This is a genomic window from Mycobacterium sp. 134 (assembly GCF_048282715.1).
Classification (GTDB): Bacteria; Actinomycetota; Actinomycetes; order Mycobacteriales; family Mycobacteriaceae; genus Mycobacterium; species Mycobacterium septicum.
In genome coordinates, this window is record NZ_JBLVUN010000008.1 from 4,735,317 (window position 1) to 4,759,245 (window position 23,929).

The following is a 23,929-nucleotide window of genomic DNA, read 5'->3' on the forward strand; positions in this document are numbered from 1 at the left end:
GGCGATGAAACTCGTGTTGTTCGACCTCGGCCAGACCCTCGAAGACGGCGATGTCCTGTTACCCGGGGCGTTCGAGGCGCTGACCGACATCGCCGAACTCCGGGACGGGGACGGCAACCCCGTGCTGCTGGGGCTCGCCTCGGACTTCGACGAACCCGCGCAGCAGTACTACGACATCCTCGAAAATCTCGGCATCCGTTCCTTTTTCGAACCGGTGGACACACACGTCACGCTGTCGGGTGAAGTCGGTGTACACAAGCCGGCCAGAGAGTTCTTCGCCAAGGCCGTCGCCAAGGCCAACCCCGCGCTGGCATTCGCCGACGTCCTGTTCATCACGGAGAACCCCGCACACGTCGTGGCCGCGCGCATGCTGGGCCTCAATGCCATCCAGGTTCGCGCACCCGGCGGAGGTGGTGGCGATATCGAGTCGCTGTCCGAATTGCCGCCCCGGGTACAGGAGTTCGCCGGTGCCGACTGGGTTCGGTTGGGCGACACCGTACTGCGCCGCGACGCGACACACCCCGCATCCCGGGCCCACCGGGCGCAGCTGCGACTGGTGGTCCAACACGGACGGCTCTACCAGAAGGCTCATCCCGACGTCGCCGTGCTCACGGACAAGGGGCGCTATCTGGTGGTCGACGTCGGGACCGACCCGTCAAACGACGTTACGGACGACGATTTCCCGTGCTACAGCGTGCGCGATGTGCCGTGGGGCAGCGCCGTTTTCGAGACGAGACAGCGGATTGCCCGCGAGCCCGAGCCGGCGGTACAGAAATGCGTCGACGCCGTGTCGGCCGAACGGTACGGGCTCGATCTGCGCAAACTGGTCGGCTTCGGCACCCGGCATTCCACCAGCGCGCAGTTCGGCCAGGCCGCCGACTGGGCACAGTCCGAACTCGAAACCGCGGGCTACCGCACCCGTACTCAGACCATCGACGTGGGAGGCAGGACCAGCCGCAACGTGATCGCCGAACGGGACGGCTCGGCGCCCGCTCCGCGGGACGTGGTGCTGGTGACCGCACACCTGGATTCGATCAATCTGGCCGGTGGCCCTGCCGCACCCGCGCCGGGCGCCGACGACAACGGGTCGGGCAGCGCAGGTGTCCTGACCATTGCCCGTGCCGTCCAACATCATTCGGGACGACACGATGTGCGTTTCATCCTCTTCGGCGGCGAGGAGGAAGGGTTGTTCGGAAGCCTGGCCTACGTTGCAAGCCTGAGCGCGACCGAACGGTCGCGGATCCGCGCAGTGGTCAACATGGACATGATCGCGACACTCAACACCGCAGACCCCACCGTGCTGCTCGAGGGGGCCGCGGTGTCGCAGCGGGTGATCGACGGGCTGGCCGACGCGGCACACACCTACACCGGGCTGACCGTACAGACCAGTCTCAATCCGTTCAACAGCGACCACGTGCCGTTCATCGATCAAGGGATCGCGGCCGTCCTGACCATCGAGGGCGCCGACGGCGCCAACGACCACGTTCACAGCGCCGCCGACACCATGGAGTTCATCGACATTCATCTGGCGGTCGAGATCCTGCGCATGAATGTGGCTTTCGTGACCGCGGCGCTGGGCTAGGCGTCTGTCACATTGTTGCCACGCGCTTCGTCCTTTCGGGCGAATATGGAACCGGCGACTACGCCGCAACCGGCCTCGAAGGGTGCCCGCCGTGATCGATGAAACTCAGGTCCTGGGGTCATGGACGCATTCGCACGAGGAGGACCGCGGAGCGACCCAGACCTTCCGGCCCGCGGACTATCCGCTGCCGCCGTCGCGCGGACGAACGACCTTCACCCTGCTGCCCGACCACAATGCCGTCGTGGGTACACCGGGACCCGATGACCGCGGCGCCCGTCAGTCCGGCAGCTGGTCCGTCGAGCATCAGCCCGGCCGCGATGTGCTGACGATCTCGCTGCCAGACTGGAACGAGACGTTCTCCATCGTGACCGCGGAGGCCCGGCAACTCGTCCTCACCCCGATCACGCCAGGAGGTTGAGGCCGCAAGCAATCGGGGGCGGCGCGGAATAGCAGCGACGTGGCCGGTGTTGCGCGGTGCGTGAGTGAGCAAGCTGAACTGAGCCCGACCGACTGGGTACGCGACCAGACCCAACGCATCCTGGAACAAGGCACCACCGACGGAGTCGAGGTGCTGGACCGCCCGATCGTGCTGTTCACGACCACGGGCGCCAAGTCAGGCAAGAAGCGGTATGTACCGCTGATGCGCGTGGAGGAGGACGGCCGCTATGCGATGGTGGCGTCCAAGGGCGGCGACCCGGAGCACCCGTCCTGGTACTTCAACGTCAAGGCCAACCCGGCCGTGACGGTGCAGGACGGCGACAAGACCGCATCGCTGACCGCTCGTGAGCTTTCCGGTGACGAGCGCGAGCACTGGTGGAAGCTGGCCGTCGAGGCCTACCCGCCGTACGCCGAATATCAGACCAAGACCACTCGACAGATTCCGGTCTTCATCGTCGAGTGACGACTACCACCATCCGAGGGCGTCGGACATCTGCCGAGCCAACTCGGTGGTGAGTGTGCGCACATAGGCCGCCGACAGGTGGTGGGCATCGTGATACACCAGCACGTTGCCCTCCACAGCGCGGCAGATGGTGGGCCGGCACACCGCGTCGCTGAGGTCGAGGACCTTCATCAGCGGATAGTCGGCCACATAGTCGAGGGTCGGGTTGCGCTGGGCCAGGGCGTCTTCCCGCGGCAGCCCGCAGGAGTCGGCGTCACCGCCTTTAGCCAGGCAGTCCACCGGTGAGAAGAACCACCCGTCCCGGATCATCCATGGCGTGTCCCGCATGCCCAGCATTGGAATTCCGTTGGCGGACAACTCATCCCAGATCCCGAGGTAGTAGTCGGGCACATAGTCGCCCGGGCTGTTGAGGATCGGTCGGGTCGAGGTGAAGAACACATAGTCCGGCCGGTCGGCGATGATCTGCGCCAGTGCGTTGTCCGACCAGGTCCGGCACGACGGGTATGCCTCGAAGGATCCCGCGATGATCGGCACGCGTTTGGTGGTCAAGGGGCAGCCGAACTTCATGTAGGTGGTCACCTTGAAGCCGTGCTGACGCCCGATCTGATGCAGGGCGGTCAGCCAGTGCTCCGAATGCGACCCGCCGGCCAGCGCAATCGTGCGGCTGCCCTTGGGATCTCCGTACACGCAGGTGATGACCTCGGCACCGGTGAATCCCGTGACGCAGTGGTCGATGGATGACGGCGGGATGTCGTCGTCGGCCTCCAGCACACTCGGACGCATCGGCAGCTTGGCGACCCGGCGGTTCTCGATCAGCGCCTGTGCGCCCGGATAGTCGCGAATCGAGAGCATGCCCAGTTCCGCACCGCTGGCCCGGGCGAGGACGACCTGGCCCTGCCACATCAGCGACGTCGCGACCAGCACCACCGCGACCAACACGACGACCGCACTCGAGACCAGTCGCACGTCGGTCGCCCGGCGCCACGGCAGCTGGATCCAACGCGCGGTGAGCAATGCCAGCAGCACCGCCACCAGCAGGACCGCACTGCCGTCGACCAGGCCGACGGCGTCGTCGTTGATGGTGGCCAGCCAGAAGATCAGCAGCGGCCAGTGCCACAGGTACAGCGGATAGGCCGCCGCCCCGATCGTGACCAGCGGGGTGCTGCGCAGAAACTCGTTCGTCCTCGGCGACGTCCCCTGGGCCGCGCTGACGATGACCAGGACAGTGGCCGCCACCGGGATCAACGTCCAGACGCCCGGAGACTGCATGGTCCGTTCTGTCAGAGCACCGCACACCAGGATGGCCGCCAGCCCCGCCGCAGCCGCACCGGCCCGCAACCAGCCGGGCCACCGGAGTCGCCCCACCGGGCCGGCCACGAGAGCCGCGGCCAGCACTCCGACCAGCATCTCCCAGGCCCGAGCGGCGGTGCTGTAGTACGCGAGCATCGGATTGTCCGACTGGGTCGTGACCGCGTAATACAGCGATGCCACCGCCGCGACACCAGACGTGGCAACCAGGATCGTGCGTCGTGCGCCGCGACCCCGACGGACCGTCACCGCGATGACCGTGCCGGCAAGCACGAAGAACGCGAGCACGAACTGGCCCAGCGCCGAGATCGCCCACAGGTGATGGAGCGGGGTAACGGCCTCACCGGCCTGCACGTAATCGTCCGCCGACTGGAGTAGCTGCCAATTCTGGTAGAAGCCCAGGCTGGCCAGCGTCTGGTCGGCGAAAGCCTCCCACCGGGTCTGCGGCTGGACCAGCACCGTCAACACCGCACTCACGACCACCACGAGAACCAGCGGCGGCACCAGCCAGCGCGCCGCCCGTCCCGCCTCGGCGGCCAGGGCCATCGGGCGTGCTGAATCGATGTGGCGAAGAACGCGGCCGCCGACGAAGAAACCGGACAGGACCAGGAGGACATCCAGGCCGCCGCACGCCCGTCCGAACCAGAAGTGGCAGACCACCACCAGCACGATGGCCACGCCACACAACCCGATCAGGTCATCACGAACCCGCCGCCGTAGGACGGGGACCCGAACCGGATCGCGAACAATTACCTGCACGGTCAAACTTTCCCTGGGCCGTCTTCGCCGTTCACTGACGACGAGTTCACCTGGGGCACGCCGTTCAACGCACCGAGCATAGGCCACCGGAACAGGTGGTCGAGGTCGGTGGGCGGGCATCTCAACTCGCCGTCTTGGACAGCATTGTCACCACCGATATACGAACCGGCCATAGGCATATCTGCCCGGCAAATCTAGCCTTGACCCATGACCGCCACCACCGCACCGGCTGCCAAGAAGTCCACCTACCGGCCGCTGGAGCTGTTCGACACCGACCGGCTGCTCGATGACGACGAGCGCGACATCGCCGCGACGGTGCGGCAGTTCGTCGACACGCGGCTGAAGCCCAATGTCGGCGAGTGGTTTGAAGAGGCCACTTTGCCTCGGGAGTTGGCCAAGGAGTTCGGCAAGCTCGGGGTGCTCGGCATGCACCTTCAGGGTTACGGCTGCGCGGGCACCAACGCCGTCAGCTACGGCCTGGCCTGCATGGAGCTGGAAGCCGGCGACAGCGGATTCCGCAGTTTCGTCTCCGTACAGGGCTCGCTGTCCATGTTCTCGATCTACCGCTACGGCTCCGAGGAACAGAAGCAGCAGTGGCTGCCCCGGCTGGCCGCCGGTGAGGCGATCGGTTGCTTCGGTCTGACCGAGCCTGATTTTGGTTCCAACCCGGCCGGGATGCGCACCCGCGCCCGCCGCGACGGAAGCGACTGGGTGCTCAACGGCACCAAGATGTGGATCACCAACGGCAACCTGGCCGATGTGGCCACGGTGTGGGCGAGAACGGGGGACGGCGACGGGGATATCAGTGGATTCCTGGTACCCACCGACACCCCCGGATTCACCGCCAACGAGATCCATCGCAAGCTCTCCCTGCGGGCCTCGGTGACCTCCGAGCTCGTGCTCGACAACGTGCGGCTGCCGGCCTCGGCACAACTGCCGCTGGCCGACGGACTGTCGGCCCCGCTGTCGTGCCTCAACGAGGCCCGGTTCGGCATCGTGTTCGGCTCGCTCGGTGCGGCCCGCGACAGCCTGGAGACCGCGATCGACTACGCGGGTTCACGCGAGGTGTTCGACAAGCCGCTGACCAGCTACCAGCTCACCCAGGAGAAGCTGGCCAACATGACGGTCGAACTCGGCAAGGGAATGCTGCTGGCGATCCACCTGGGCCGCATCAAGGATGCCGAAGGGGCCAGGCCCGAGCAGATCAGCCTGGGCAAGCTCAACAACGTCCGCGAAGCCCTGGCCATCGCCCGCGACTGCCGGACCCTGTTGGGCGGCAGCGGAATCACCCTCGAGTACTCGCCGCTGCGGCACGCCAACAATCTCGAATCCGTCCTCACCTACGAGGGCACCTCCGAGATGCATCTGCTGTCGATCGGCAAGGCGCTGACCGGTCAGGCGGCCTTCCGCTGATGACCGTCGCCATCGAGCACCTGATCGACGGGCGATGGGTGACCGGCACCGGCGATGCGCTACTCAGCGTGAACCCGGCGCGACCGAGCCTGATTGTGGCCCAGGGAAGTAACGCACACACCTCCGATGTCGACGCCGCCGTGCGTGCCGCCGGCAAGGCAGCCACATCCTGGGCCGCCGCACCGATGCACCAGCGCGGCACCGTGCTGCTGAGCGCGGCGGACATCGTCGACCGCAACGCCGAGGCGTGGGGCCTGGAGCTGGCCCGCGAGGAAGGCAAGACGAAAGCCGAAGGCATCGGCGAGGTTCGGCGGGCCGCACAGATCCTGCGCTACTACGGCAACGAGGGTGACCGGCAGGCCGGCCAGATCTTCTCCTCGCCCCGGGCCGGTGAGCAGATCCTGGTCACCCGCAAACCCCTGGGCGTGGTCGGGGTGATCACCCCGTTCAACTTCCCCATCGCCATCCCGGCCTGGAAGATCGCCCCCGCGTTGATCTACGGCAACACCGTGGTGTGGAAGCCGGCGAGCACCGTTCCGCTACTGGCGATTCGGCTGACACAGGCGCTCACCGAAGCCGGCCTGCCCGAGGGCGTGCTCAATCTGCTGATCGGCGGATCCGACGTCGGCAACGCCATCGTCGACCACCCCGGCATCGACGCCGTCACGTTCACGGGTTCCACCGGTGTCGGCCGCCGCATCGCTGCTGCCGCTGCCGCGCGCGGAATTCCGGCGCAGGCCGAAATGGGCGGCAAGAACGCCGCCGTCGTCCTCGATGACGCCGATGTCGAACTGGCCCTCGAGCAGGTGATGCTGGGCGCCTTCCGCTCGACCGGGCAGAAATGCACGGCCACGTCCCGCCTGATCGTGACCGACGGGATCGCCGACGAGTTCCTGGCCGAGCTGGCCGAGCGCGCGGCGGCCCTGGCCGTCGGCGACCCGACCGACGACGCAACCCAGATGGGTCCGGTCATCAACGACGCGGCACACCAGTCCATCTCGTCCAGTATCGACGCTGCGACGGCGCAGGGGGCCGCGGTGCTGACCGGCGGGCTCCCCTACACCGAAGGCCCACTGTCCGAGGGCTACTTCATCGCGCCGACCATCGTCGAACTCAACGGGGCACCGGCCGACGTGTGGACCGAAGAACTGTTCGGACCGGTCCTGGCGGTCCGACGGGCCACCGATGCCGACGCCGCGTTCGCCATGGCCAACGACAGCGAGTTCGGGCTCTCGGCAGCGATATTCACCCAGGACCTGACCCGGGCACTGCAGGCCGTCGAGCAGATCGACGTGGGCGTGCTGCACGTGAACTCCGAGTCGGCCGGCGCCGATCCGCACGTGCCGTTCGGTGGCGCCAAGAAGAGCGGTCTCGGCCCCAAGGAACAGGGCGGCGCTGCCCGCGAATTCTTCACCCACACCACGACGGTGTACCTGCGCGGCGGGCGGGCGGGAGCATGAGTACGAGTGCCCTCGACGGAATCGTCGTCGTGGATTTCAGCCGGGTGCTGGCCGGGCCGTACGCGACGATGATGCTCGGCGACTTCGGGGCCGAGGTGATCAAGATCGAACGGCCGGGCACCGGCGACGACACCAGGGCGTGGGGTCCGCCGTACGATTCATCGGGCGTGGCAACGTATTTCAACGCTGTCAACCGCAACAAGCGGTCGGTCGTGCTGGACCTGACCGACCCGGCCGACCGGGAGCAAGCCCGCTCCCTGGTGGCCGGCGCCGACATCGTAGTGGAGAACTTCCGGCCGGGGACCATGGAAAAGTTGGGACTCGGCTACGAGGACCTGCGCGCGATCCGTCCCGATCTCATCTACTGCTCCATCACCGGATTCGGCCGCGACGGCGGTGCCGAGCTGCCGGGCTACGACCTGCTGGTGCAGGCGGTCGGCGGGTTGATGAGCGTCACCGGAACCGAACCGGGCGATCCGACCAAGGCCGGGGTGGCACTGGTCGACGTGCTGGCCGGTCTTCACGCGTCGACCGGAATCCTGGCGGCGCTGGCGCACCGCGACCGCACCGGACAGGGACAGCGCGTCGACACCAATCTGTTCTCGGTGTTGTTGTCCTCCATGGTGAACCAGGCGTCCGGGTATCTCGGTGCCGGTGCGGTCCCGCAGATGATGGGCAATCGACATCCGAGCATCGCGCCGTATCAGACATTCGACACCGCCGACCGTCCGATCGCGGTCGCCGTCGGCAACGACAAACAGTTCCGGGCCTTCGCCGCCGCCATCGGTGAGCCGACGCTGGCCGACGATCCCCGGTTCGGCACCAACCCACAGCGGGTCGCCCACCGGGATGCGTTGTGCGCCATCATCGAAACCGCGATGAAGAAGAACGGTGCCGACCACTGGTACTCGGTGCTGACCGCGGCGAGTGTCCCGGCCGGGCCGATCAATGACCTTTCCGAAGCCTTCGCGTTCGCCGGCGAGCTCGGGATCGAGGCGACGGTCCCGGTGCCCGGGTCGTCCACACCCCAAGTGGCCAACCCGATCACGCTGTCGGCGACACCGGTCACCTACCGCACCGGGCCGCCGGCACTGGGCGCCGACCAGGTGGACATCAGTGACCTCACCGCGGCCGGCGAGACGCCAGCAGCTGCCAGGCCTTGAGGGCCAACCACAGCTGCGCCCGGGTATCGGCCGATTCCAGGTCGTCGCCCAACAACGCGGAGATGCGCCGCATCCTGTTGCGCATGGTGTGGCGGTGGACCGCGAGCTCGGCGGCCGCGGACTCCATCTGACCGTTGCGCGCGAGGAACGCGGCCAGCGTGGGGATCAACTCGTCACCACCGGCCAGTGCGTCCAATGGCGATGCCAGCACGCGCAGTTCGGCGACGCTGCGCCCCTCGAGCAACACTCCCATCGGACTGAGTTCACCGAACTCGCTGAATCGCCCGGCGTTCGAATGCGCCGCAATGCGGGCCTGCTCGACCGCGGTGTGCAGATCATCCAGACGGGCCGGCCGGCTCACGCCGCCGCCGACGGTGATACCGGTCTGCCGTTCGAGCTCCTCGACGACAGCGCGGACACGGCCTCGGCTCCCGCCGGCCGGAACCACGATCACGATCTCTTCACCCGTCGGCGCCATCAGAAAAGAGGTCAGCACGTGGCCCACGACGTGCTCGGCCGCCAACACCGGCCCCGCCCCGGTGAATGACGCCACCACGACGTCACCGTCCGGCTCGAAACCGAAGTAGCGCAACACCGCACCGTCGACAGCACCTGAGCCGGTGAGCAGCTCGCGCGTCACCGCCGTTCGCAACAGTTGCTCGGCGTCGACCACCCGGTCCGGCTTCTCGATCGCGATCGAGATGAGCGATACCGCGTGCGCGACCAACAGGCGGTCGGCGTTGGACATCGGGCCAGGCGTGCGCACCGCGAGCCGGCCGCGAACCGGCTGGGCGGCCCGAAGGTTCTGGATCGTGACATAGGCGTCCCCGTCGACGGTGACGTGGGCACCATGCCGGCGCGAGGGCGGGACCTGCTCGCCCAGCACAGCGATCAACCGCTCTCGCTCATCTCCCCCGGCGGCCAGCACGGTGCCGTCGGTGTCGACCACGACGACCGTCGCCGACAGGGAATCGGCCAGCGCGCCGACCACTCCTGGGATGCCGCCACGCAGCGTCGCCCGGGCCAGTACCTCCTGGGCGTCGACAACCCGTTGCACCGAGCGCAGTTCGTCGGCCTTGAGCGCGTCGATCACCACCCGCGCGATCGCGATGAACGGCGTCGAGGCCGGCACCTCGAGCACCGGCAGTCCGAATTCGTCGCCGGCAGCGCGCACGGCAGCGGGGACGTCGGCGATCGTGGTACCCGTGTCAACGGCCAGGGCGACCGTCCCGGCCGCGGCCAGGCGCGCGACGTAGGCGGATTGCGCGGCGGCGTCGGCACCGATGTTGATACCCGTGGTCATCACCAGCTCACCACCGGCCAGATACGGGGTCGGATCCGGCAGCTCGATCGCATGCGCCCAGGCGATCTCGCGGTCGGCGTTGCGCGCCCCGGCCACCACGGCAAGGCCGAGGCTGTCGACCTCGGCCAGGTCCCGCACGGTGATCGCCACAGAAGCAGTCTTACTCCTTTTCGGCGGTCACCGGCGTCACCCCGGTGGGGAATTGTGACGGCGAGCACTTGCCGGCGGCGAATGAGGTTGAGCTGTAGTGAAACTCACACTCTAAGAATTGGTTTTAATCACCGCCGACCGGGAGCATGGAAGGTGTCCTTTTCTTCGGGCGATCCCCGATGTGGATGTCGAAAAACGAGTACCCGTGATCCGGGGCACTTTTGAGGAGTGAGAAGTATGTCGTTCGCACAATTCCGTGCAAACCAGAAGCGGGCCAACATGCGGCGCCGCCTCTACGCGCGGATCAACGAACTGCCCAACTCATCGGTTCGCGAAGAGTTGATCGCAGTGGTCCAGCGGTACGAGCTTCAAGACGCACAGCACTGAAGCACCGATTCCGCTTACAGAGCCGGAGGCCCGAGGGCCCCGGCTCTGTTGCTTTTCGAAGGCAGAACCGTCAGCCGCGGCCGAAGTACGGCATGGCCCGGGCCATCACGGTCAGCGACGGAACCGAAACCTCCAGCGGCAGGTCGACGAGATGCGCGACGGCGCGGGCCACATGCTCGACGTCGAAAGTCGGCTCGGCCGCGAGACTTCCGTCGGCCTGCAAGGTCTGGTGACTGAATCCGGCGGTCATGTCCGTGGCGGCATTGCCGATGTCGATCTGGGTGACGCAGATGTCGAGATCACGTAGGTCCAACAACATCGACGCGGTCAACCCGCTCATCGCGTGTTTGGTGACGGTGTAGGCCAGGCTGTTGGGGCGAGGCCGGTGCGCGGAGATCGATCCGTTGTTGATGATCCGCCCGCCCCTGGGCAACTGGGAGGCCATGACGCGCGCGGCTTCCCTGGCGCAGAACACCGCGCCGTCGACGTTGGTGCGCCACGTGGAATGCCACTGCTGGTCGTCGATGTCGAGGATCGAAGCCGACGGACCGAACACACCGGCGTTGTTGAACAGCACATCCACACGCCCGAAGGCGGCGGCCACATCGACGAACAGCGCCTGCACCGAGGCGGAATCCGTGACGTCGGTCGGGACGACGCGGGCATTCGGGTTCCCGTCGGCAACCGACACCAACGGCTCAGACCGGCGGCCGGTCAGCACCACCCGATGCCCGGCATCCAACAGAACCCGGGCCGTCGCGCGGCCGATGCCAGTTCCGGCGCCCGTGATGATCACGACTTTCTGCACGGGTTCGATTGTGCCCGACCTCGCCTCGGCGCATCCGGGATCGCCGGTTGCGCCGAGGCGAGGAAATTCAGCGGAGCAGGTAAAGACCCACCGTGCCACCGTCATTCACCGCGTAGACCGCCTCGCCGGCGCCGGCGCCGGCGGCGTTGGCAGCCGCCACCGCCGACGGGGCATCGGCGTGGTTGCCGGTCCAGTTCCACGCACGGCCGCCGGTGCCGGTGTTGTTGTCGAATATGTAGAGGCCGACGGTGCCGCCGTCGTTGACCTCGAAGATCGCCTCACCGGGGCCTGCTCCCGATGCGGTGGCCGCGGCCGCCGCCGACGGAGCGTCCCCGTGATTACCCGTCCATCTCCAGCTCATGTTGAACTCCTGCGTCGAGTGCCGATGCCCCCTGGTCGATGGGCCCTCCCACTGTCATCCGCGGTCACAGCCCCACGCACGCGTAGTGCGCTACTCCATCAGGACCCGGGCCTCAGTGCGTCGGGGTACCGCCCGCGGGACTCGGGCGCGGTGCGGTGAAGAACGCAGTGGCCACGGCAATCACACTGATCACCGCCGCGGCCATGAATGCCGCATGCACACCGGGAAGGTCAGGGGCCCCACCTGATTGCGACGCCTTGGTCATGACCGTCACGAACAGGGCCGTACCGGCCGCGCCCCCGACCTGTTGCAGTGTCGTGAGGATGGCGCTGCCATGTGAGTAGAGCCGGTCGGGCAGAACGCTGAGCGCGTCAGTCATCAACGGGGTGAACATCATCGACAACCCCACCATCATGATCGTCTGCAGGACGACAAGCTCCCAGACCGGCGACGCGGCCGAGAGCATGGTGAACCCCCACAGCGCCACGCACAGCATCATCGACCCCGGGACGACCAGCAGTCGAGCGCCGTGCCGGTCGTAAGCCCGGCCGACCAGCGGACCAGCCACACCCATCAGAAGTCCGCCCGGCAGGCTCGTCAGTCCGGCGACCAGCGCGCTCTGCCCCAGCACGTCCTGCACGTACAGCGGGACCATGATGATGGCGCCGAACAGCCCCATGAAGCCGAGGACCACCAGGCCCAGCGACACCGAGAACCGCCGATAGGTGAACGGCCGAAGGTCGAGGAACGCGCGGTCGCGTCGCTGCAGCTGTATTTGCCGCGCGCCGAACAGGGCCATCGCCACCGCGCCGATCACCATCGGCACCCACGCGGGTATCCCCTGCCTGCCGTGGGCGGATTCACCCATCAGCGACAGCCCGAACACCAAGCCCGCGAACGCGATCGCCGACAGCGGTACCGAGACGGGATCGATCGGCGTCGGCTCCTGCCGTTCATCGTCGACCCGCAGCCAAACGAGACCGGCGCTGAGCGCCACCAGCGCGATGGGCAGCACGATCCAGAACATCCACCGCCAGTCCAGCGAGCGCAGGATGAACCCCGACAGGGTCGGGCCGATCGCCGGCGCGACAGCGATGACGATCGAGATCGTGCCCATCATCTGCCCGCGCCGCTCGGCGGGGATCAACGTCATGACCGTCGTCATCAGCAACGGCATCATCACGGCCGTACCGCATGCCTGCACGATCCGTCCGGTCAGCAGGACCGCGAACCCCGGTGCCAGCGCGGCCACCAGCGTGCCGGTGCAGAACAACGTCATCGACGCCAAGAAGATGCTCCGCACCGGGAAACGCTGCAACAGCGAACCCGACATCGGGATCACCACAGCCATCGTCAAAAGAAACCCGCTGGTCAGCCATTGCGCCGTGCTCGCCGAAATGTCCAGGTCGACAATCAGGGCGGGTAGCGCGACGCTCATGATCGTCTCGTTGAGGATCATCACGAACGCCGAACCGACCAGCAGCCCGATGATGACGTTCGCGCTCGACTGGGCGCGCGGCCGCGCCGCGATCTCCCCCGTGCTCGGGCCCGTCATCATTTCACTCCCCTTGCTCCCCCGAGCGTCGACTGCGCAGCCACCCAGGGTAGGTGGGACACCCCGCGTCAGGGAAACCGGTTTTTGCCACATCGTCGCCCCGGCGGAAATTGACGTCGGCAGAAATTGGAGTAGTGCACTACTGCATACGCCGCGACGGCGAAGCGAAAGCATCAGGCCATGACCATCACCGACGCGGCACCGAACCTCGACGGCACCATCCCCTCATTCCCGCTGTCCGCCAATGGGATGCCACATCCCCTCACCCTCACCGCAGCGAGTTTCAAAGCAGCGATGTCGGACGCGGACAGGCTGATCATCGAAGGTCACGCCACCAACGATGAAGTCCAAGCCCGCATTACGTCCGCCTGCAACGCCCTGTCCGACGAGATCCACATCCACTTGCGGCCGGGGGCCCGCGACGCCGAGGAGATGGGCGCCTTCATACACAGGGAGACCTACCCGTACCTGGGATTGAGCACCCTGATCGACCGCTCCTACACCAAGCCACGGGGCTACGCCGGTGACTACCTGACCCTGCAGATGGTGTACGACGACCAGGCCGACGGTGTACGCAGACTCGGCCCCTACATCGACCGGTGGTTTCTCGACATACCGGCGTCGTGCGCGGTCAAGAATCGCCGACAGCTGTTGCGCGACATCATCATCGACACCGCGAGCGCCTGCCAGGACAGGCCGATCGCGATCACGAGCCTGGCCTGCGGGCCCGCCCGAGAGATCTTCGACATCTTCGGCGAGCCCGACCACCCGGACATCATCGCCACCTGCCTGGACATCGACGACCAGGCATTGGCCTACGCCCAGAGCATCGCGGACAGCGTCGGTGTGACCGCGGAAGTCGCGTTCGTGCAAGCCAACGTCGTCAAGCTGGCCCTGGGACGTCAATCGCTGGAGTTGGACGATCAGGATCTGGTCTATTCGATCGGCCTGATCGACTACCTGGCCGATCACCTCGTCATCAAGCTGCTCGACTGGATCCACCAACACCTGCGTCCCGGCGGCACGGCGATCGTCGGGAACTTCGATATCGACAATCCGGACCGGGCGTTCATGGACCACCTGCTCGACTGGAAGCTGATCCACCGGTCACCCCAGGACCTGGCTGATCTGTTCGCGCAATCGGAGTTCGGGCACGCGCCGGTCGAGGTGCGGCGCGAAGCCACGGGCATCAACCTGTTCGCGTCGGCGCGCCGACCAGCGTGACCTTGGACGTGACCGTTACAAAATACGCATTGTCTGGCAAGATGCTGCAGAGTCTGTTGAAGAGACAGTCTGTCTAGCGAAATTGACGATGCGAGGAGCGCCACGCGATGCCAGAGACGGCGACTTCCCTGGGGCCGCAGCCGGCGGAATACGACGCCGATTGGGTACGCGCGAAGTACAAGCTGGAACGCGACAAGCGCCTTCGCAGTGACGCCGTCGGCCAATTCGTCGAGGTCACCGCCGACTTTTCGCACTATGCCGACGATCCGTGGGCCGAGCCTCTCGAACGCGAACCAGTGCACGACCACGTCACCGTGCTGATCATCGGGGCCGGCCTGGGCAGCCTGATCGCGGCGGCACGGCTGCGAGAAGCCGGTGTCGACGACATCAGGATCGTCGACACCGCGGGTGACTTCGGCGGCACCTGGTACTGGAACCGCTACCCCGGTGCCCAGTGCGATATCGAGTCCTACATCTACCTGCCATTGCTCGAAGAGCTGGGCTACACCCCCACAGAGCGCTATGCCCACGGTCCGGAGATCCGGGAGCACCTGCAGGCCATCGCACGCCACTACGGGCTGTACCGGAACGCCCTGCTGCAGACCACCGTCACCGGCATGCGATGGGACGACGGGGCCGGGCACTGGCAGGTCTCGACCGATCGAGGGGACGTGCTCACCGCGTCGCTGGTCGCTGTCTCGCCGGGATCCCTGACGCGGCCGAAGCTGCCGGGGATCCCGGGCATCAACGAGTTCTCGGGGCATACCTTCCACACCAGCCGCTGGGATTACGGCTACACGGGCGGTGACGAGTCCGGTGGACTGACCGGACTGCAGGACAAGCGCGTCGGGATCATCGGCACCGGCGCGACCGGGCTGCAATGCATACCGCACCTCGGCCGGTGGGCACAGCAGCTCCATGTGTTTCAACGGACGCCGAGCACCGTCGCCGAACGGCACAACCGGCCGACCGATCCCGCCTGGGCGGCGAGCCTGACACCGGGCTGGCAGCGAGAGCGCATGGCGAATTTCACCAGGGTGACCTGCGGTGTCGAGATGGACCTCGATCTCACCGATGACGGGTGGACCCGCAACGCCCTTGAGCTCACCGATCCCGCGGTGATCCGCGAGACGGCCCGCCTCGGCAGGGAGATGACGCCGGAGGAGATCGAGGCGTTCCTGTACCGGGCCGACTATGTGGCGATGGAGCGCCTGCGCGCCCGCGTCAGCCGGACCGTCCATGACCCGAAGACCGCCGAAGCCCTCAAGCCCTGGTTCAAGCTCAACTGCAAACGCGCGGGCTACCACGACGACTATCTGCCGACGTTCAACCGCGACAATGTCGAGTTGGTCGACACCGACGGGCGCGGAGTCGAGCGGTTCACCTCGACCGCCGCCGTCGTGGACGGGGTGCACTACGAACTCGACGCGTTGATCTTCGCGACCGGCTTCGAGGTGGGCACCGAGTTCACCCGGCGTCTCGGATTCGAGATCACCGGCCGGGACAACGTGCGGCTGAGCGACAAGTGGGCCAAGGGCATGCGGACGTTGCACGGCCTACAGAGCCACGGTTTTCCCAACTGCTTCTTCCTCGGCTACACCCAGTCCGGGGTCTCCCCCAACTACACCCACACCGCTGAGGAACGCGCCCGCCACTTCGTCTACCTGGTCAGCACCTGGGCCGAGCGTGGCGCCGCAGTCATCGAGGCCACTCAGCAAGCCGAAGACGAGTGGTTGTCGGAGATGAACGAGTCGACAGTGCAACCGAAGGCCTTCTATGCCGACTGCACCCCGAGCTATCTGAGCTCCGAGGGCGACAGGGACAACCCACACAGCATGTTGGCGAACAACTTCGGCGGCAAACCGGTCGACTTTTTCGACATGCTGCACAAATGGCGATCGACAGGCCAGTTGGAGGGGGTGACCCTCACATGACCGAGGCTACCCAGGTCACCGAAACCACCAGCGCCGCACCGAAGCTCACGATGCGCGACCGTCACCGCATCATGACCCGCGAGCACATCATGGCCGCAGCCCTGGAAGCCTTCGCCGAACGCGGCTACGTCCCGGTGACCATCGATGACATCGTGCGGCGTGCCGGTATCGGACGGGCGACGTTCTACCTCCATTTCGACAGCAAGGCCGCAGTGCTCCGCGAACTCCGCAACACCCGAATGACGGTGTGGTCGCAGCAGGACGCCCCGCGGGGCGGCCCCTCCGGACGGCCCTCGATCCGCGCCTTCTTCGAGAAGGTGGTCGACTTCTACACTTCCGCTCCGGAGCTCTACACGGCTCTGCATCAGGCCCGGGCCGCCGACCCGGAATTCGCCGCGGCTCACCGGTCCACGATGGAAGCCAACGTCGATGACTGGATCCAGAACAACGCCATGCCCGGCGCCACCGAGGCCCAGCTCCGCCTGGCCATCGCGATGATGTACACGATGGTGGATTCCTTCATGCATCTGTGGCTCGTCGATGGTTGGCCGTTGGACCGCGAGGCCGCCATCGAGGCGATGACCGACGCCCTGTACGCCACCATGCGCTGAATCCCTCACTAGGACAGGAATACCCATGCCCGATCGACGCTATCTGCATCTGAACCTGGTAGCCAACGACATCAACCTGCACCAAGGTGCGCACGGGTACGAGCAGGCCAACGGTGTGCCCGATCGCACCACCTTCGAGCGCCTGCTCGAGTACGGGACATTCGGCGACGAGGGCTTGTTCACCGCGCTGTTCGTCGGCGACATCCCCGGCATGCAGGGATCGCCGGCCTTCGACGGCGGACCGGCAGAACCCATCACCGCGCTGACCGCGATCTCACAGCACACCAAGCATGTCGGCCTGATCGCAACGGCATCGACGACGTTCTACGACCCGTACAACCTGGCCCGGTTGCTGGCCTCACTCGACCAGGCCTCCGATGGTCGCGCCGGATACAACGCGGTCACGTCGGTCATCGACGACTTCGCGCTGAATTACAGCCTGGCCAAGCATCTGGACCGCGAGCAGCGCTATCAGCGTGCCGATGAGTTCCTCGATGTGCTGCGCTCGCTGTGGGACAACCGGGAGCTACGGCGCGACCCCGATGGCCGTACGCGGTTCTATGCCGAACCGATCAACCACCGGGGCAACCTTTTTCAGGTCTCGGGTCCGCTCAACATCGCGCCCAGCCGACAAGGCCGGCCGCTCATCGCGCAAGCGGGCGGGTCGGGAGCCGGCATCAAGGTAGCCGCCAAGCATGCCGAGATGGTGTTCACCAACTCGTCCACCCGCGAGAGCGCGGCGGTATACCGGGAGACCCTGGACAAAGCGCTCGTCGACCAGGGGCGGGCCCCGGGCTCGGTCCCGCCGATCCCCGGACTCATCCCCTACCTGGGCCGCACCGCGAAGGAAGCCGAGGAGAAACTACGCGAACTGGACAGCTACGTCGACTGGGCCCCCATCGCACCATTCGCGTTGGGCCAGTTCGGTATCGACATCCCGCTTGACGACATCACCGCGCCCTTCCCGGTTGAGGCACTGCCAGTTCCCGCCGATGTCGAGAAGACGATCAAGAGCACGTTCGGCAATTACGTGGGGCTGTACAACTGGATTCAAGAGCGGCCGGGTGTGACCGTGCGCGACGTGGTGGCCCAGGCGGTCGGCCGCGGCGGTGCCACGCATCGCAAGTTCGTCGGCTCCTATGACGACATCGTCGACGATTTCGCGGCCTGGCACTCCGACGGCAACGTCGGCGGATTCAACCTGATGTTCTCCGCCGGAGCACAATCCATCCGGGAGTTCATCGACGAGGTGGTGCCACGACTCATCGACCGCGGCATCTATCGCAGCACCCCGGCCGACCGCCCATTGCGAGAACGTTTCTGACGCAAGGAAGCGCGCCGGAACGCAGTTGCCACCGGCGCCATCTGTGCGGATAGAGCAACCAAACGATTGCCCCGAGCTTCAGCGAGTGCACGCTCGAGCCGATCCCGCCATGAGCGACGGCCACACCGCATCGCATCCCGCCCCGCCCGGCACGTGACCCGGGCACAGGAAACCGGATTTCCCCAGCAGGTCTCCGCATCCTTCGAAGCGGAAGTCGTCGCTCCGGCCGACATTGGCGCGGCTGGGGCGAAGCCCGCACACCAGTGCGTAGCGACTCCGTGAGAAACCTTGCGGAATCACAATTTCCGTTGGCAAACGAATAGGCGCTCACCGGCTCTCCGTGGGCGCATCACCGAGCCGGTACCACCCCACCAACCGCACGTTGACGAGACTCCGTCAAACCGTGGCCCACCGGCCGATCAGGCAGGGCCCGACCGCGCCGCCCACCGATCCACCTCCGCACGCCACATCGCGGAGCAATGGGCGGAATCAGCCCCTGTATCGGCCGGTACAGCAGGTGAAAAGGCAACCACATCGGACCCACAGCAAACTTCCAGATGATCCTGACACAATAGCTGGCGGATGATAGCATCCATGTGCATGAGTACCGGCATCGACACGATCGACATCACAGAGATCGAGAGTGGCCGTTTGCGGATCTTGTTGCGTTCTTCCGCTGAGGGCCAGTCAAATTGCAGCGGCACATGCGGCGATTGTTGTTGTTACGAGAAGGAAGCATCCGCGTAGCCGGTTCGGCTGCGCCGCCAATCAAGGACCGATCATGGCCCTCTCAGTGCCGGACGTCCTGACGGACCCGTTTGCGGCGCTCGACTACGAAGCGCCCTTCGTGATCGACAAGTTGGTGAAAGAACGCTTTGTCGACACGGCCCAAGATGCGCTTGCGCTTTTCACAGAAGTGAAGCGGTATCTCGTGCTGTCGAATCTCGACCGCACGAAGTCCTGGAAGATGCACTCGCTGGCCGTCGATGAGGCCTGGCACCAGTTCGTGCTCTTCACCGCGGAGTACAGCGCGTTCTGCGCCAGGCATTTCGGTCGCTATCGCCACCACGCTCCGAGCAATGCACCCGACACCGGCGACAAGCACGCTCCTGAGGCGACGCCGGCCGAGTTCCGGGATCGGTACCGCGAAGTGTTCGGCACGGATCTGCCTGCGGTCTGGGAAGACTTCGAGCTGGGTGACCCTCCGCCGTCGAGTGGTGAACTACTTTCCCGGCCAATGGACGCTGAGCTCCGACGGCGCGATGGTCGACCTCATCGACGGCCGGCGCCGAGTATTGCTCAGTGTCAGCCTCATCGCGGAGGGCGCGCTGCGATTCATCGTCGACACGGGCGCCTTCTACGTCCGTGAAGTACCCGGCGACCTGACCGACCAGGAAAGGGTTTCGCTGGTCTCGGCACTGGTGGACCTCAAGGTCCTCCGCGTCGGTTGACAGTGGGGGTGTGCGGTGAAACTCGATGACCTCTGTGAGTTGTTCGAGCGGCACGCATTCCCCGACGAAGAGGTACGCGACCTGCCGGACAAGGATGCGGTCCTGGCTGCCCGGGCCGCGATGACCACAGCCGTTCGCGACGAGGAGTTCCTGGTCGACTGCATCGGATACGAGCTGACCCTGCTTGAGCGGCCGCGTCGGCGCCGTCAGAACCTGGTCCCCTTCTTCACCGTGCCTGGGTACGGAGTCCGGTTCGCCTTCGGCTATTGGCCGCCGGGGAGCAATGCCGGTGCGCATGAGCACACGGACTGGACGATCACCAGCGTCTGCCACAATCAGCTGGTCGTCCAGACCTTCGACCGCGATGAGTCGTACCGCCGCCAGGCTCTGGTGCCGAAGAACCTCTTCGATGCCCGCGCCGGAGATGTCGGCTTCATTTACCAACCGTGCATCCACGATCCGCGCAACCCGACAGACAAGTGGTCGCTGTCGATGCACGTGAGCAGCCCACACGATGGTCAACCGCCGACAGACCGGGAACAATGCCTGCCCGTTCTGGACGAGTTCGCCGCTCGCCGATTCTCGGTTTACGGCGCGTCTTACGACAAGGTCATCGCGACTCGGCAACGGCAACTGAAGCTTCGCGCGATTGCCCAGTTCCTGAACCAGGTCGATACCGTTCCGGTGACGCACCTGCTTGAGCGGTGCCTGCGGCAAGGCTCCGCCGGAACCCGACGCCTCGTTCACGGACTTGCCGGGACCGAGCTCATGGACGCCGATTCGTCCGGAGCCCGCATTCTGGTTCGTTCCGACCCCGAGCTGGCCCTCGACTGTCGGGAAACCGGCGATTGCGTCGCTCTCGGCGTCCAGACCGAACACGGTTGGGTGGAAGAGTTGACGGTTGCCCGCGTCGCACGCGAAGCGATCGCCTTCTGCGCCGGTGCAACACAATTCGATGTCAACGAGCTACCGGGGCTCCTGACCGACGATGAGCGACAGGCGATCGCCGACGGATTGGAAGAGACGGGGCTGTTCACGCGCGCCGCCGGCGATTGAGGCCAAGCAGGTGAATTGACGATGCCGAAGTCCATGCAGCACGGCCCGATCGATTCTGAATTGTGGGATGACTACCGGTGGCATCTCGCCAATCGCATTGTGACCGTGGGCATGCTGCGCAAATGGATCGATGTCACCGACGACGAGGCGAAGGCGATCGAGGCGTGTGCGGGCGTCTATCGGTGGAGCATCACGCCCTACTACGCCGCCTTGATGGACCCCGCCGATCCGGAGTGTCCGGTGCGCCGGCAGGCGGTACCGAGGCTGAGCGAGTTCGAGATCCGGCCCGGCGATGATGTCGACCCGGTGGGCGACAGGCAATATCGCAAGACCAATCGAGTCGTACACAAATATCCTGATCGAGCGATCCTGCTCGTCACGAGAATATGTCCCGTCTACTGCCGCCACTGCACGCGCAAGTTCCACACCACGAATCTCGACGGGACCTATTTCGGCGACAGTGAGGCGCTGCCGTTCGACGAAGACATCGCCTACATCGCCGCACACCCCGAGATTCGCGATGTGCTCCTCACCGGCGGCGACCCGCTGAGTTACTCCGATGCCAAGCTCGATTCCCTGCTCGGCCGGTTGCGGGCGATACCCCACGTGGAGATCCTCCGGATCGGAACGCGATTCCCGGTCCTGTTGCCGCAACGGATCACCGCGGCGTTCTGCGACATGCTGCAGCCGCATCACCCGGTGTGGGTGAGCACCCACTTCAATCACCCCAAGGAACTGACGCCCGACGCGCAGGCGGCGTGCGACAGGCTGCTGCGCGCCGGGGTCCCCGTCCAGAATCAGACGGTGCTGTTGCGCGGCATCAATGACGATGTCGACACCATGCGGGCGCTGAACACCGGGCTCGTCCGAGCGCGGGTACGCCCGTATTACCTCTATCACTGCGACAACGTGATGGGCGTGAGCCACTTTCAGACATCGCTTCGCGCCGGACGCGAAATCATGCGCCGGCTCGAATGGTCGACGACAGGTTTCGCCGTACCCGAGTACGTCATCACCACCACGATCGGCAAGATTCGGGTGGACGGTGACCACCTGTCCCAGGTCGGCAGAACGGTGTGGGCCCGAAATGCCCCGGGTGACACGGTGCGATTGGATCTCCCCGACGCCGGGGGCGCTCATTGAGCCCGACCCTGGTCTTCGTCGACAATCAGCCGAGCCCGTTGCTGGACGCGCTCACGAAGCGAACCGATCTGACCGCGGTGTTGGTGAGGTTCTCCGATTCGCTTCCCGCTCTGCCCCACGAACACCTTTCCGCGACAAAGCATCTGCCCACGTTCGTCGTCGACACCGGCCGTGACACAGCCACGGAGGCCGAGCGGTTCAGGGCGTGGATGGCCGCCCAGGGCAAGCCTGTCGAGCACTTCTGCAACTCCAGCGAAGCCCGTCAGGACATCGCCCAGAAGTTCGCCCGCCACGCCGGCCTTCCGGCGCTGAGCGCGGAACAGGTGTCGTGGGTCCGTGACAAGTCAGCGATGAAACACAAACTGCGGGAGATCGGCTTCCAGGTCGCTGCGCACGCGGTTGTCAAGGCCCCCAACGACGTCATCGGCTTCGCCGCGGATCACGGTTGGCCGGTGGTGGTGAAACCGCGCGACGGCTTCGCCTGTATCGGCGCCCATCTGGTCTGCGGGGAGAAAGACGTCATGGAGCTCGGCGGCATCGATCAGAAACCGATGGTGGTCGAGGCCTATCAGCATGGAATCGAATACGAACTGTGCGCACTGTTCCAACATGGCCGCGTACTCGCGGTGTTTCTCTCATCGATGCCCGAGCGCCCGCTGGCGATCGTCGACGGGGCGATGAACGCCAACATCACCTACCGCGAAGTTCCCAGCGACTTTCCGGTGCGGCCCGTTGACGTCGCCCAGGCGGTGGTCAGCGGCCTCGGACTCCAAGATGGGTACCTGCACTCCGAATTCTTCCTTCACCGCGGCAGATTGACGTTCGGTGAAGTGGCGGCACGACTTGCCGGTGGGCTGATTCCTCGCAACCACTCTCTGGCTTTCGGTTACGACGTGTTCGATGCGTTGCTCGACATCCATGTGGGCCGAGTGCCCGACCTGACCCCCACACAGTTCCGCTTCGTGGGCGATTTGGTTTTCCCGGCCCCTGCCGGCCGGATCACCAAGATCACACCGCTGAGCGAACTGCTCACGCGATCAGAGGTCCTCGACGGGTTCGTCAGGTTCCAGCCGGGAGATGTCATCCAGCCGCGGCGGCACTCGCATTTCGGGTCCGCTGGCGTGCACGTGTACGGAGACTCCGTCACCCAGGTGGAGGCTCGAATGCGGCGACTGCTCGACGATTTCGAGATCGAGACAGAACCCGCACCGGAGCCGTGCCACAGTGCCGGGCACAGGGCGCGATCATGACCCGCTTTCTGTTCATCGTCGGGAACAAGCGTTCGGGAACATCACATCTGGTCCGGCTGCTGAACCTGCACCCACAGGTTTTCGTCTCACACGAATCCGACATCGTCTGGGCGCTATACCAGTTCGCCCACGGCGAGCCGTTTCGGTCCCATCCGTGGGATTCGGACCGCGGTCTTCGGCACACCGTGCAGAGCTGCGGAGACTTGTTCCGCAGGGAGCGAAACCCGCGCGAGAATCTCCTGGCCGTCCAGCAGCGGCTCATGGAAGCCGGTTCCCCGTTCCTGCCGGCCCAGACGAAACCCGAGCTTCTGTGGATCGGTGACAAGAAGCCGTTCCAACACGGCGATCCGCGACTGGTGAGGTTCATCCTCGAGCACTTTCCCGATGCCCGATTCCTGCACATCGTGCGTCACCCGTTTTCGGTGGCGCTCAGCTCGGACCGCTTCAACGAGAGGCACGGGGGCGACTTCTGGCTCGGACTCACCCGCGCGGAGAAGGTCGAGCAGTGGACCTTCCATGAGCGACAAGCGCTGGCGCTGCGCGTTCAGCTACCCGGCCGGGTCCACAGTTTCCGCTATGAGGACCTGTGTGCACACCCCGACACGGAACTCTCGCGGGTATTCGCCTTCCTCCGGCTACCGGCCGCCACAGAGATGCTGCACGACGCGGCGCGGCAGACCCGTCCGGCGACGCCGCCCACCACAGTGATCGAGTATTCGCCGGAAACAGCCCGCGTCGCCGAAGGCTATGGCTACCGACTCCAACCGCCGACGCCGCTCTGACCTT

The 23,929-nt window shown here is 65.8% G+C and carries 21 protein-coding genes; 16 read left to right on the forward strand and 5 right to left on the reverse strand.

Annotated features, from left to right (window positions below; genetic code table 11):
• Positions 1-4: 4 nt before the first annotated feature.
• From ACNQVK_RS27340 to ACNQVK_RS27350, 3 genes are all read left to right on the forward strand, one after another.
• Complete coding sequence (locus ACNQVK_RS27340; RefSeq protein ID WP_418032033.1) at positions 5-1,582, forward strand: M20/M25/M40 family metallo-hydrolase; 1,578 nt, start codon at positions 5-7, stop codon at positions 1,580-1,582.
• A gap of 91 nt (positions 1,583-1,673) precedes the next feature.
• Positions 1,674-2,000, forward strand: coding sequence for a hypothetical protein (locus ACNQVK_RS27345; RefSeq protein ID WP_418032034.1), 327 nt, complete (start codon positions 1,674-1,676; stop codon positions 1,998-2,000).
• 60 nt (positions 2,001-2,060) lie between these two features.
• On the forward strand, positions 2,061-2,483 hold the full coding sequence (locus ACNQVK_RS27350; protein ID WP_044516906.1) for a nitroreductase family deazaflavin-dependent oxidoreductase: 423 nt from the start codon (positions 2,061-2,063) through the stop codon (positions 2,481-2,483).
• Positions 2,484-2,486: 3 nt separating this feature from the next.
• Here the strand turns inward: ACNQVK_RS27350 and ACNQVK_RS27355 are convergent, their stop codons facing one another.
• On the reverse strand, positions 2,487-4,550 hold the full coding sequence (locus ACNQVK_RS27355; RefSeq protein ID WP_418032035.1) for an acyltransferase family protein: 2,064 nt from the start codon (positions 4,548-4,550) through the stop codon (positions 2,487-2,489).
• A gap of 207 nt (positions 4,551-4,757) precedes the next feature.
• On the opposite strand from ACNQVK_RS27355, the gene ACNQVK_RS27360 reads away from it, so the two are divergent.
• Genes ACNQVK_RS27360 through ACNQVK_RS27370 form a run of 3 tightly spaced genes read left to right on the forward strand, consistent with a single transcriptional unit; the run spans position 4,758 to position 8,586 of the window.
• The gene (locus ACNQVK_RS27360; RefSeq protein WP_418032036.1) at positions 4,758-5,963 is read left to right on the forward strand and encodes an acyl-CoA dehydrogenase family protein; all 1,206 of its coding nucleotides are present in this window, start codon (positions 4,758-4,760) and stop codon (positions 5,961-5,963) included.
• Entirely contained in the window at positions 5,963-7,423 is a 1,461-nt protein-coding gene (locus ACNQVK_RS27365) for an aldehyde dehydrogenase family protein (RefSeq protein WP_418032037.1), read from the forward strand. The genes ACNQVK_RS27360 and ACNQVK_RS27365 overlap by 1 nt, the downstream gene beginning before the upstream one ends.
• Positions 7,420-8,586 (forward strand): CaiB/BaiF CoA transferase family protein, encoded by a 1,167-nt coding sequence (locus ACNQVK_RS27370; RefSeq protein WP_418032038.1) that lies wholly within the window; start codon positions 7,420-7,422, stop codon positions 8,584-8,586. Before ACNQVK_RS27365 ends, ACNQVK_RS27370 begins: the two co-directional genes overlap by 4 nt.
• On the opposite strand, the gene ACNQVK_RS27375 is transcribed toward ACNQVK_RS27370, so the two are convergent.
• A complete protein-coding gene (locus tag ACNQVK_RS27375; protein WP_418032039.1) occupies positions 8,546-10,039 on the reverse strand; it encodes a PucR family transcriptional regulator in 1,494 nt (497 codons plus the stop codon). The genes ACNQVK_RS27370 and ACNQVK_RS27375 overlap by 41 nt on opposite strands.
• Positions 10,040-10,276: 237 nt before the next feature.
• Here ACNQVK_RS27375 and ACNQVK_RS27380 point away from each other — a divergent pair, with 237 nt between their 5' ends.
• Positions 10,277-10,426, forward strand: a complete 150-nt coding sequence (locus tag ACNQVK_RS27380) for a hypothetical protein (protein WP_019348586.1) — start codon at positions 10,277-10,279, stop codon at positions 10,424-10,426.
• Between the two features lie 70 nt (positions 10,427-10,496).
• Here ACNQVK_RS27380 and ACNQVK_RS27385 read toward each other — a convergent pair whose 3' ends face one another.
• The 3 genes from ACNQVK_RS27385 to ACNQVK_RS27395 form a co-directional block, all read right to left on the reverse strand.
• A complete protein-coding gene (locus ACNQVK_RS27385) occupies positions 10,497-11,243 on the reverse strand; it encodes an SDR family oxidoreductase (protein ID WP_418034366.1) in 747 nt (248 codons plus the stop codon).
• Between the two features lie 58 nt (positions 11,244-11,301).
• Positions 11,302-11,595 (reverse strand): hypothetical protein, encoded by a 294-nt coding sequence (locus ACNQVK_RS27390; RefSeq protein ID WP_418032040.1) that lies wholly within the window; start codon positions 11,593-11,595, stop codon positions 11,302-11,304.
• 112 nt (positions 11,596-11,707) lie between these two features.
• Entirely contained in the window at positions 11,708-13,153 is a 1,446-nt protein-coding gene (locus ACNQVK_RS27395) for a DHA2 family efflux MFS transporter permease subunit (protein ID WP_418032041.1), read from the reverse strand.
• Between the two features lie 177 nt (positions 13,154-13,330).
• Between ACNQVK_RS27395 and ACNQVK_RS27400 the strand changes: the two genes are divergently transcribed.
• From ACNQVK_RS27400 to ACNQVK_RS27440, 9 genes are all read left to right on the forward strand, one after another.
• On the forward strand, positions 13,331-14,374 hold the full coding sequence (locus ACNQVK_RS27400) for a class I SAM-dependent methyltransferase (protein ID WP_418032042.1): 1,044 nt from the start codon (positions 13,331-13,333) through the stop codon (positions 14,372-14,374).
• 107 nt (positions 14,375-14,481) lie between these two features.
• Positions 14,482-16,308 (forward strand): flavin-containing monooxygenase, encoded by a 1,827-nt coding sequence (locus tag ACNQVK_RS27405; RefSeq protein ID WP_418032043.1) that lies wholly within the window; start codon positions 14,482-14,484, stop codon positions 16,306-16,308.
• Positions 16,305-16,919: a TetR/AcrR family transcriptional regulator gene (locus tag ACNQVK_RS27410; RefSeq protein WP_418032044.1), complete on the forward strand. Its 615-nt coding sequence runs from the start codon at positions 16,305-16,307 to the stop codon at positions 16,917-16,919. The genes ACNQVK_RS27405 and ACNQVK_RS27410 overlap by 4 nt, the downstream gene beginning before the upstream one ends.
• Positions 16,920-16,944: 25 nt before the next feature.
• The gene (locus ACNQVK_RS27415; protein ID WP_418032045.1) at positions 16,945-18,243 is read left to right on the forward strand and encodes an NtaA/DmoA family FMN-dependent monooxygenase; all 1,299 of its coding nucleotides are present in this window, start codon (positions 16,945-16,947) and stop codon (positions 18,241-18,243) included.
• A gap of 1,196 nt (positions 18,244-19,439) precedes the next feature.
• Positions 19,440-19,694 carry a hypothetical protein gene (locus ACNQVK_RS27420; RefSeq protein WP_418032046.1) on the forward strand — a complete coding sequence of 85 codons (255 nt, stop codon included), beginning with the start codon at positions 19,440-19,442 and terminating at the stop codon, positions 19,692-19,694.
• Positions 19,695-19,709: 15 nt separating this feature from the next.
• Positions 19,710-20,750, forward strand: coding sequence for a hypothetical protein (locus ACNQVK_RS27425; RefSeq protein WP_418032047.1), 1,041 nt, complete (start codon positions 19,710-19,712; stop codon positions 20,748-20,750).
• A 21-nt stretch (positions 20,751-20,771) separates the two neighbouring features.
• Complete coding sequence (locus ACNQVK_RS27430) at positions 20,772-21,893, forward strand: KamA family radical SAM protein (RefSeq protein ID WP_418032048.1); 1,122 nt, start codon at positions 20,772-20,774, stop codon at positions 21,891-21,893.
• A complete protein-coding gene (locus ACNQVK_RS27435; protein ID WP_418032049.1) occupies positions 21,890-23,143 on the forward strand; it encodes a hypothetical protein in 1,254 nt (417 codons plus the stop codon). The genes ACNQVK_RS27430 and ACNQVK_RS27435 overlap by 4 nt, the downstream gene beginning before the upstream one ends.
• The gene (locus ACNQVK_RS27440; RefSeq protein ID WP_418032050.1) at positions 23,140-23,925 is read left to right on the forward strand and encodes a sulfotransferase family protein; all 786 of its coding nucleotides are present in this window, start codon (positions 23,140-23,142) and stop codon (positions 23,923-23,925) included. Before ACNQVK_RS27435 ends, ACNQVK_RS27440 begins: the two co-directional genes overlap by 4 nt.
• Positions 23,926-23,929 lie beyond the last annotated feature (4 nt).

Bases quoted from the DNA above. Each gene is read 5' to 3' on its own strand.
- ACNQVK_RS27340 (WP_418032033.1), top strand. From the start codon at position 5: ATGAAACTCGTGTTGTTCGACCTCGGCCAGACCCTCGAAGACGGCGAT.
- ACNQVK_RS27360 (WP_418032036.1), top strand. From the start codon at position 4,758: ATGACCGCCACCACCGCACCGGCTGCCAAGAAGTCCACCTACCGGCCG.
- ACNQVK_RS27365 (WP_418032037.1), top strand. From the start codon at position 5,963: ATGACCGTCGCCATCGAGCACCTGATCGACGGGCGATGGGTGACCGGC.
- ACNQVK_RS27370 (WP_418032038.1), top strand. From the start codon at position 7,420: ATGAGTACGAGTGCCCTCGACGGAATCGTCGTCGTGGATTTCAGCCGG.
- ACNQVK_RS27380 (WP_019348586.1), top strand. From the start codon at position 10,277: ATGTCGTTCGCACAATTCCGTGCAAACCAGAAGCGGGCCAACATGCGG.
- ACNQVK_RS27390 (WP_418032040.1), bottom strand. From the start codon at position 11,595: ATGAGCTGGAGATGGACGGGTAATCACGGGGACGCTCCGTCGGCGGCG.
- ACNQVK_RS27395 (WP_418032041.1), bottom strand. From the start codon at position 13,153: ATGATGACGGGCCCGAGCACGGGGGAGATCGCGGCGCGGCCGCGCGCC.
- ACNQVK_RS27400 (WP_418032042.1), top strand. From the start codon at position 13,331: ATGACCATCACCGACGCGGCACCGAACCTCGACGGCACCATCCCCTCA.
- ACNQVK_RS27405 (WP_418032043.1), top strand. From the start codon at position 14,482: ATGCCAGAGACGGCGACTTCCCTGGGGCCGCAGCCGGCGGAATACGAC.
- ACNQVK_RS27410 (WP_418032044.1), top strand. From the start codon at position 16,305: ATGACCGAGGCTACCCAGGTCACCGAAACCACCAGCGCCGCACCGAAG.
- ACNQVK_RS27415 (WP_418032045.1), top strand. From the start codon at position 16,945: ATGCCCGATCGACGCTATCTGCATCTGAACCTGGTAGCCAACGACATC.
- ACNQVK_RS27430 (WP_418032048.1), top strand. From the start codon at position 20,772: ATGCCGAAGTCCATGCAGCACGGCCCGATCGATTCTGAATTGTGGGAT.
- ACNQVK_RS27440 (WP_418032050.1), top strand. From the start codon at position 23,140: ATGACCCGCTTTCTGTTCATCGTCGGGAACAAGCGTTCGGGAACATCA.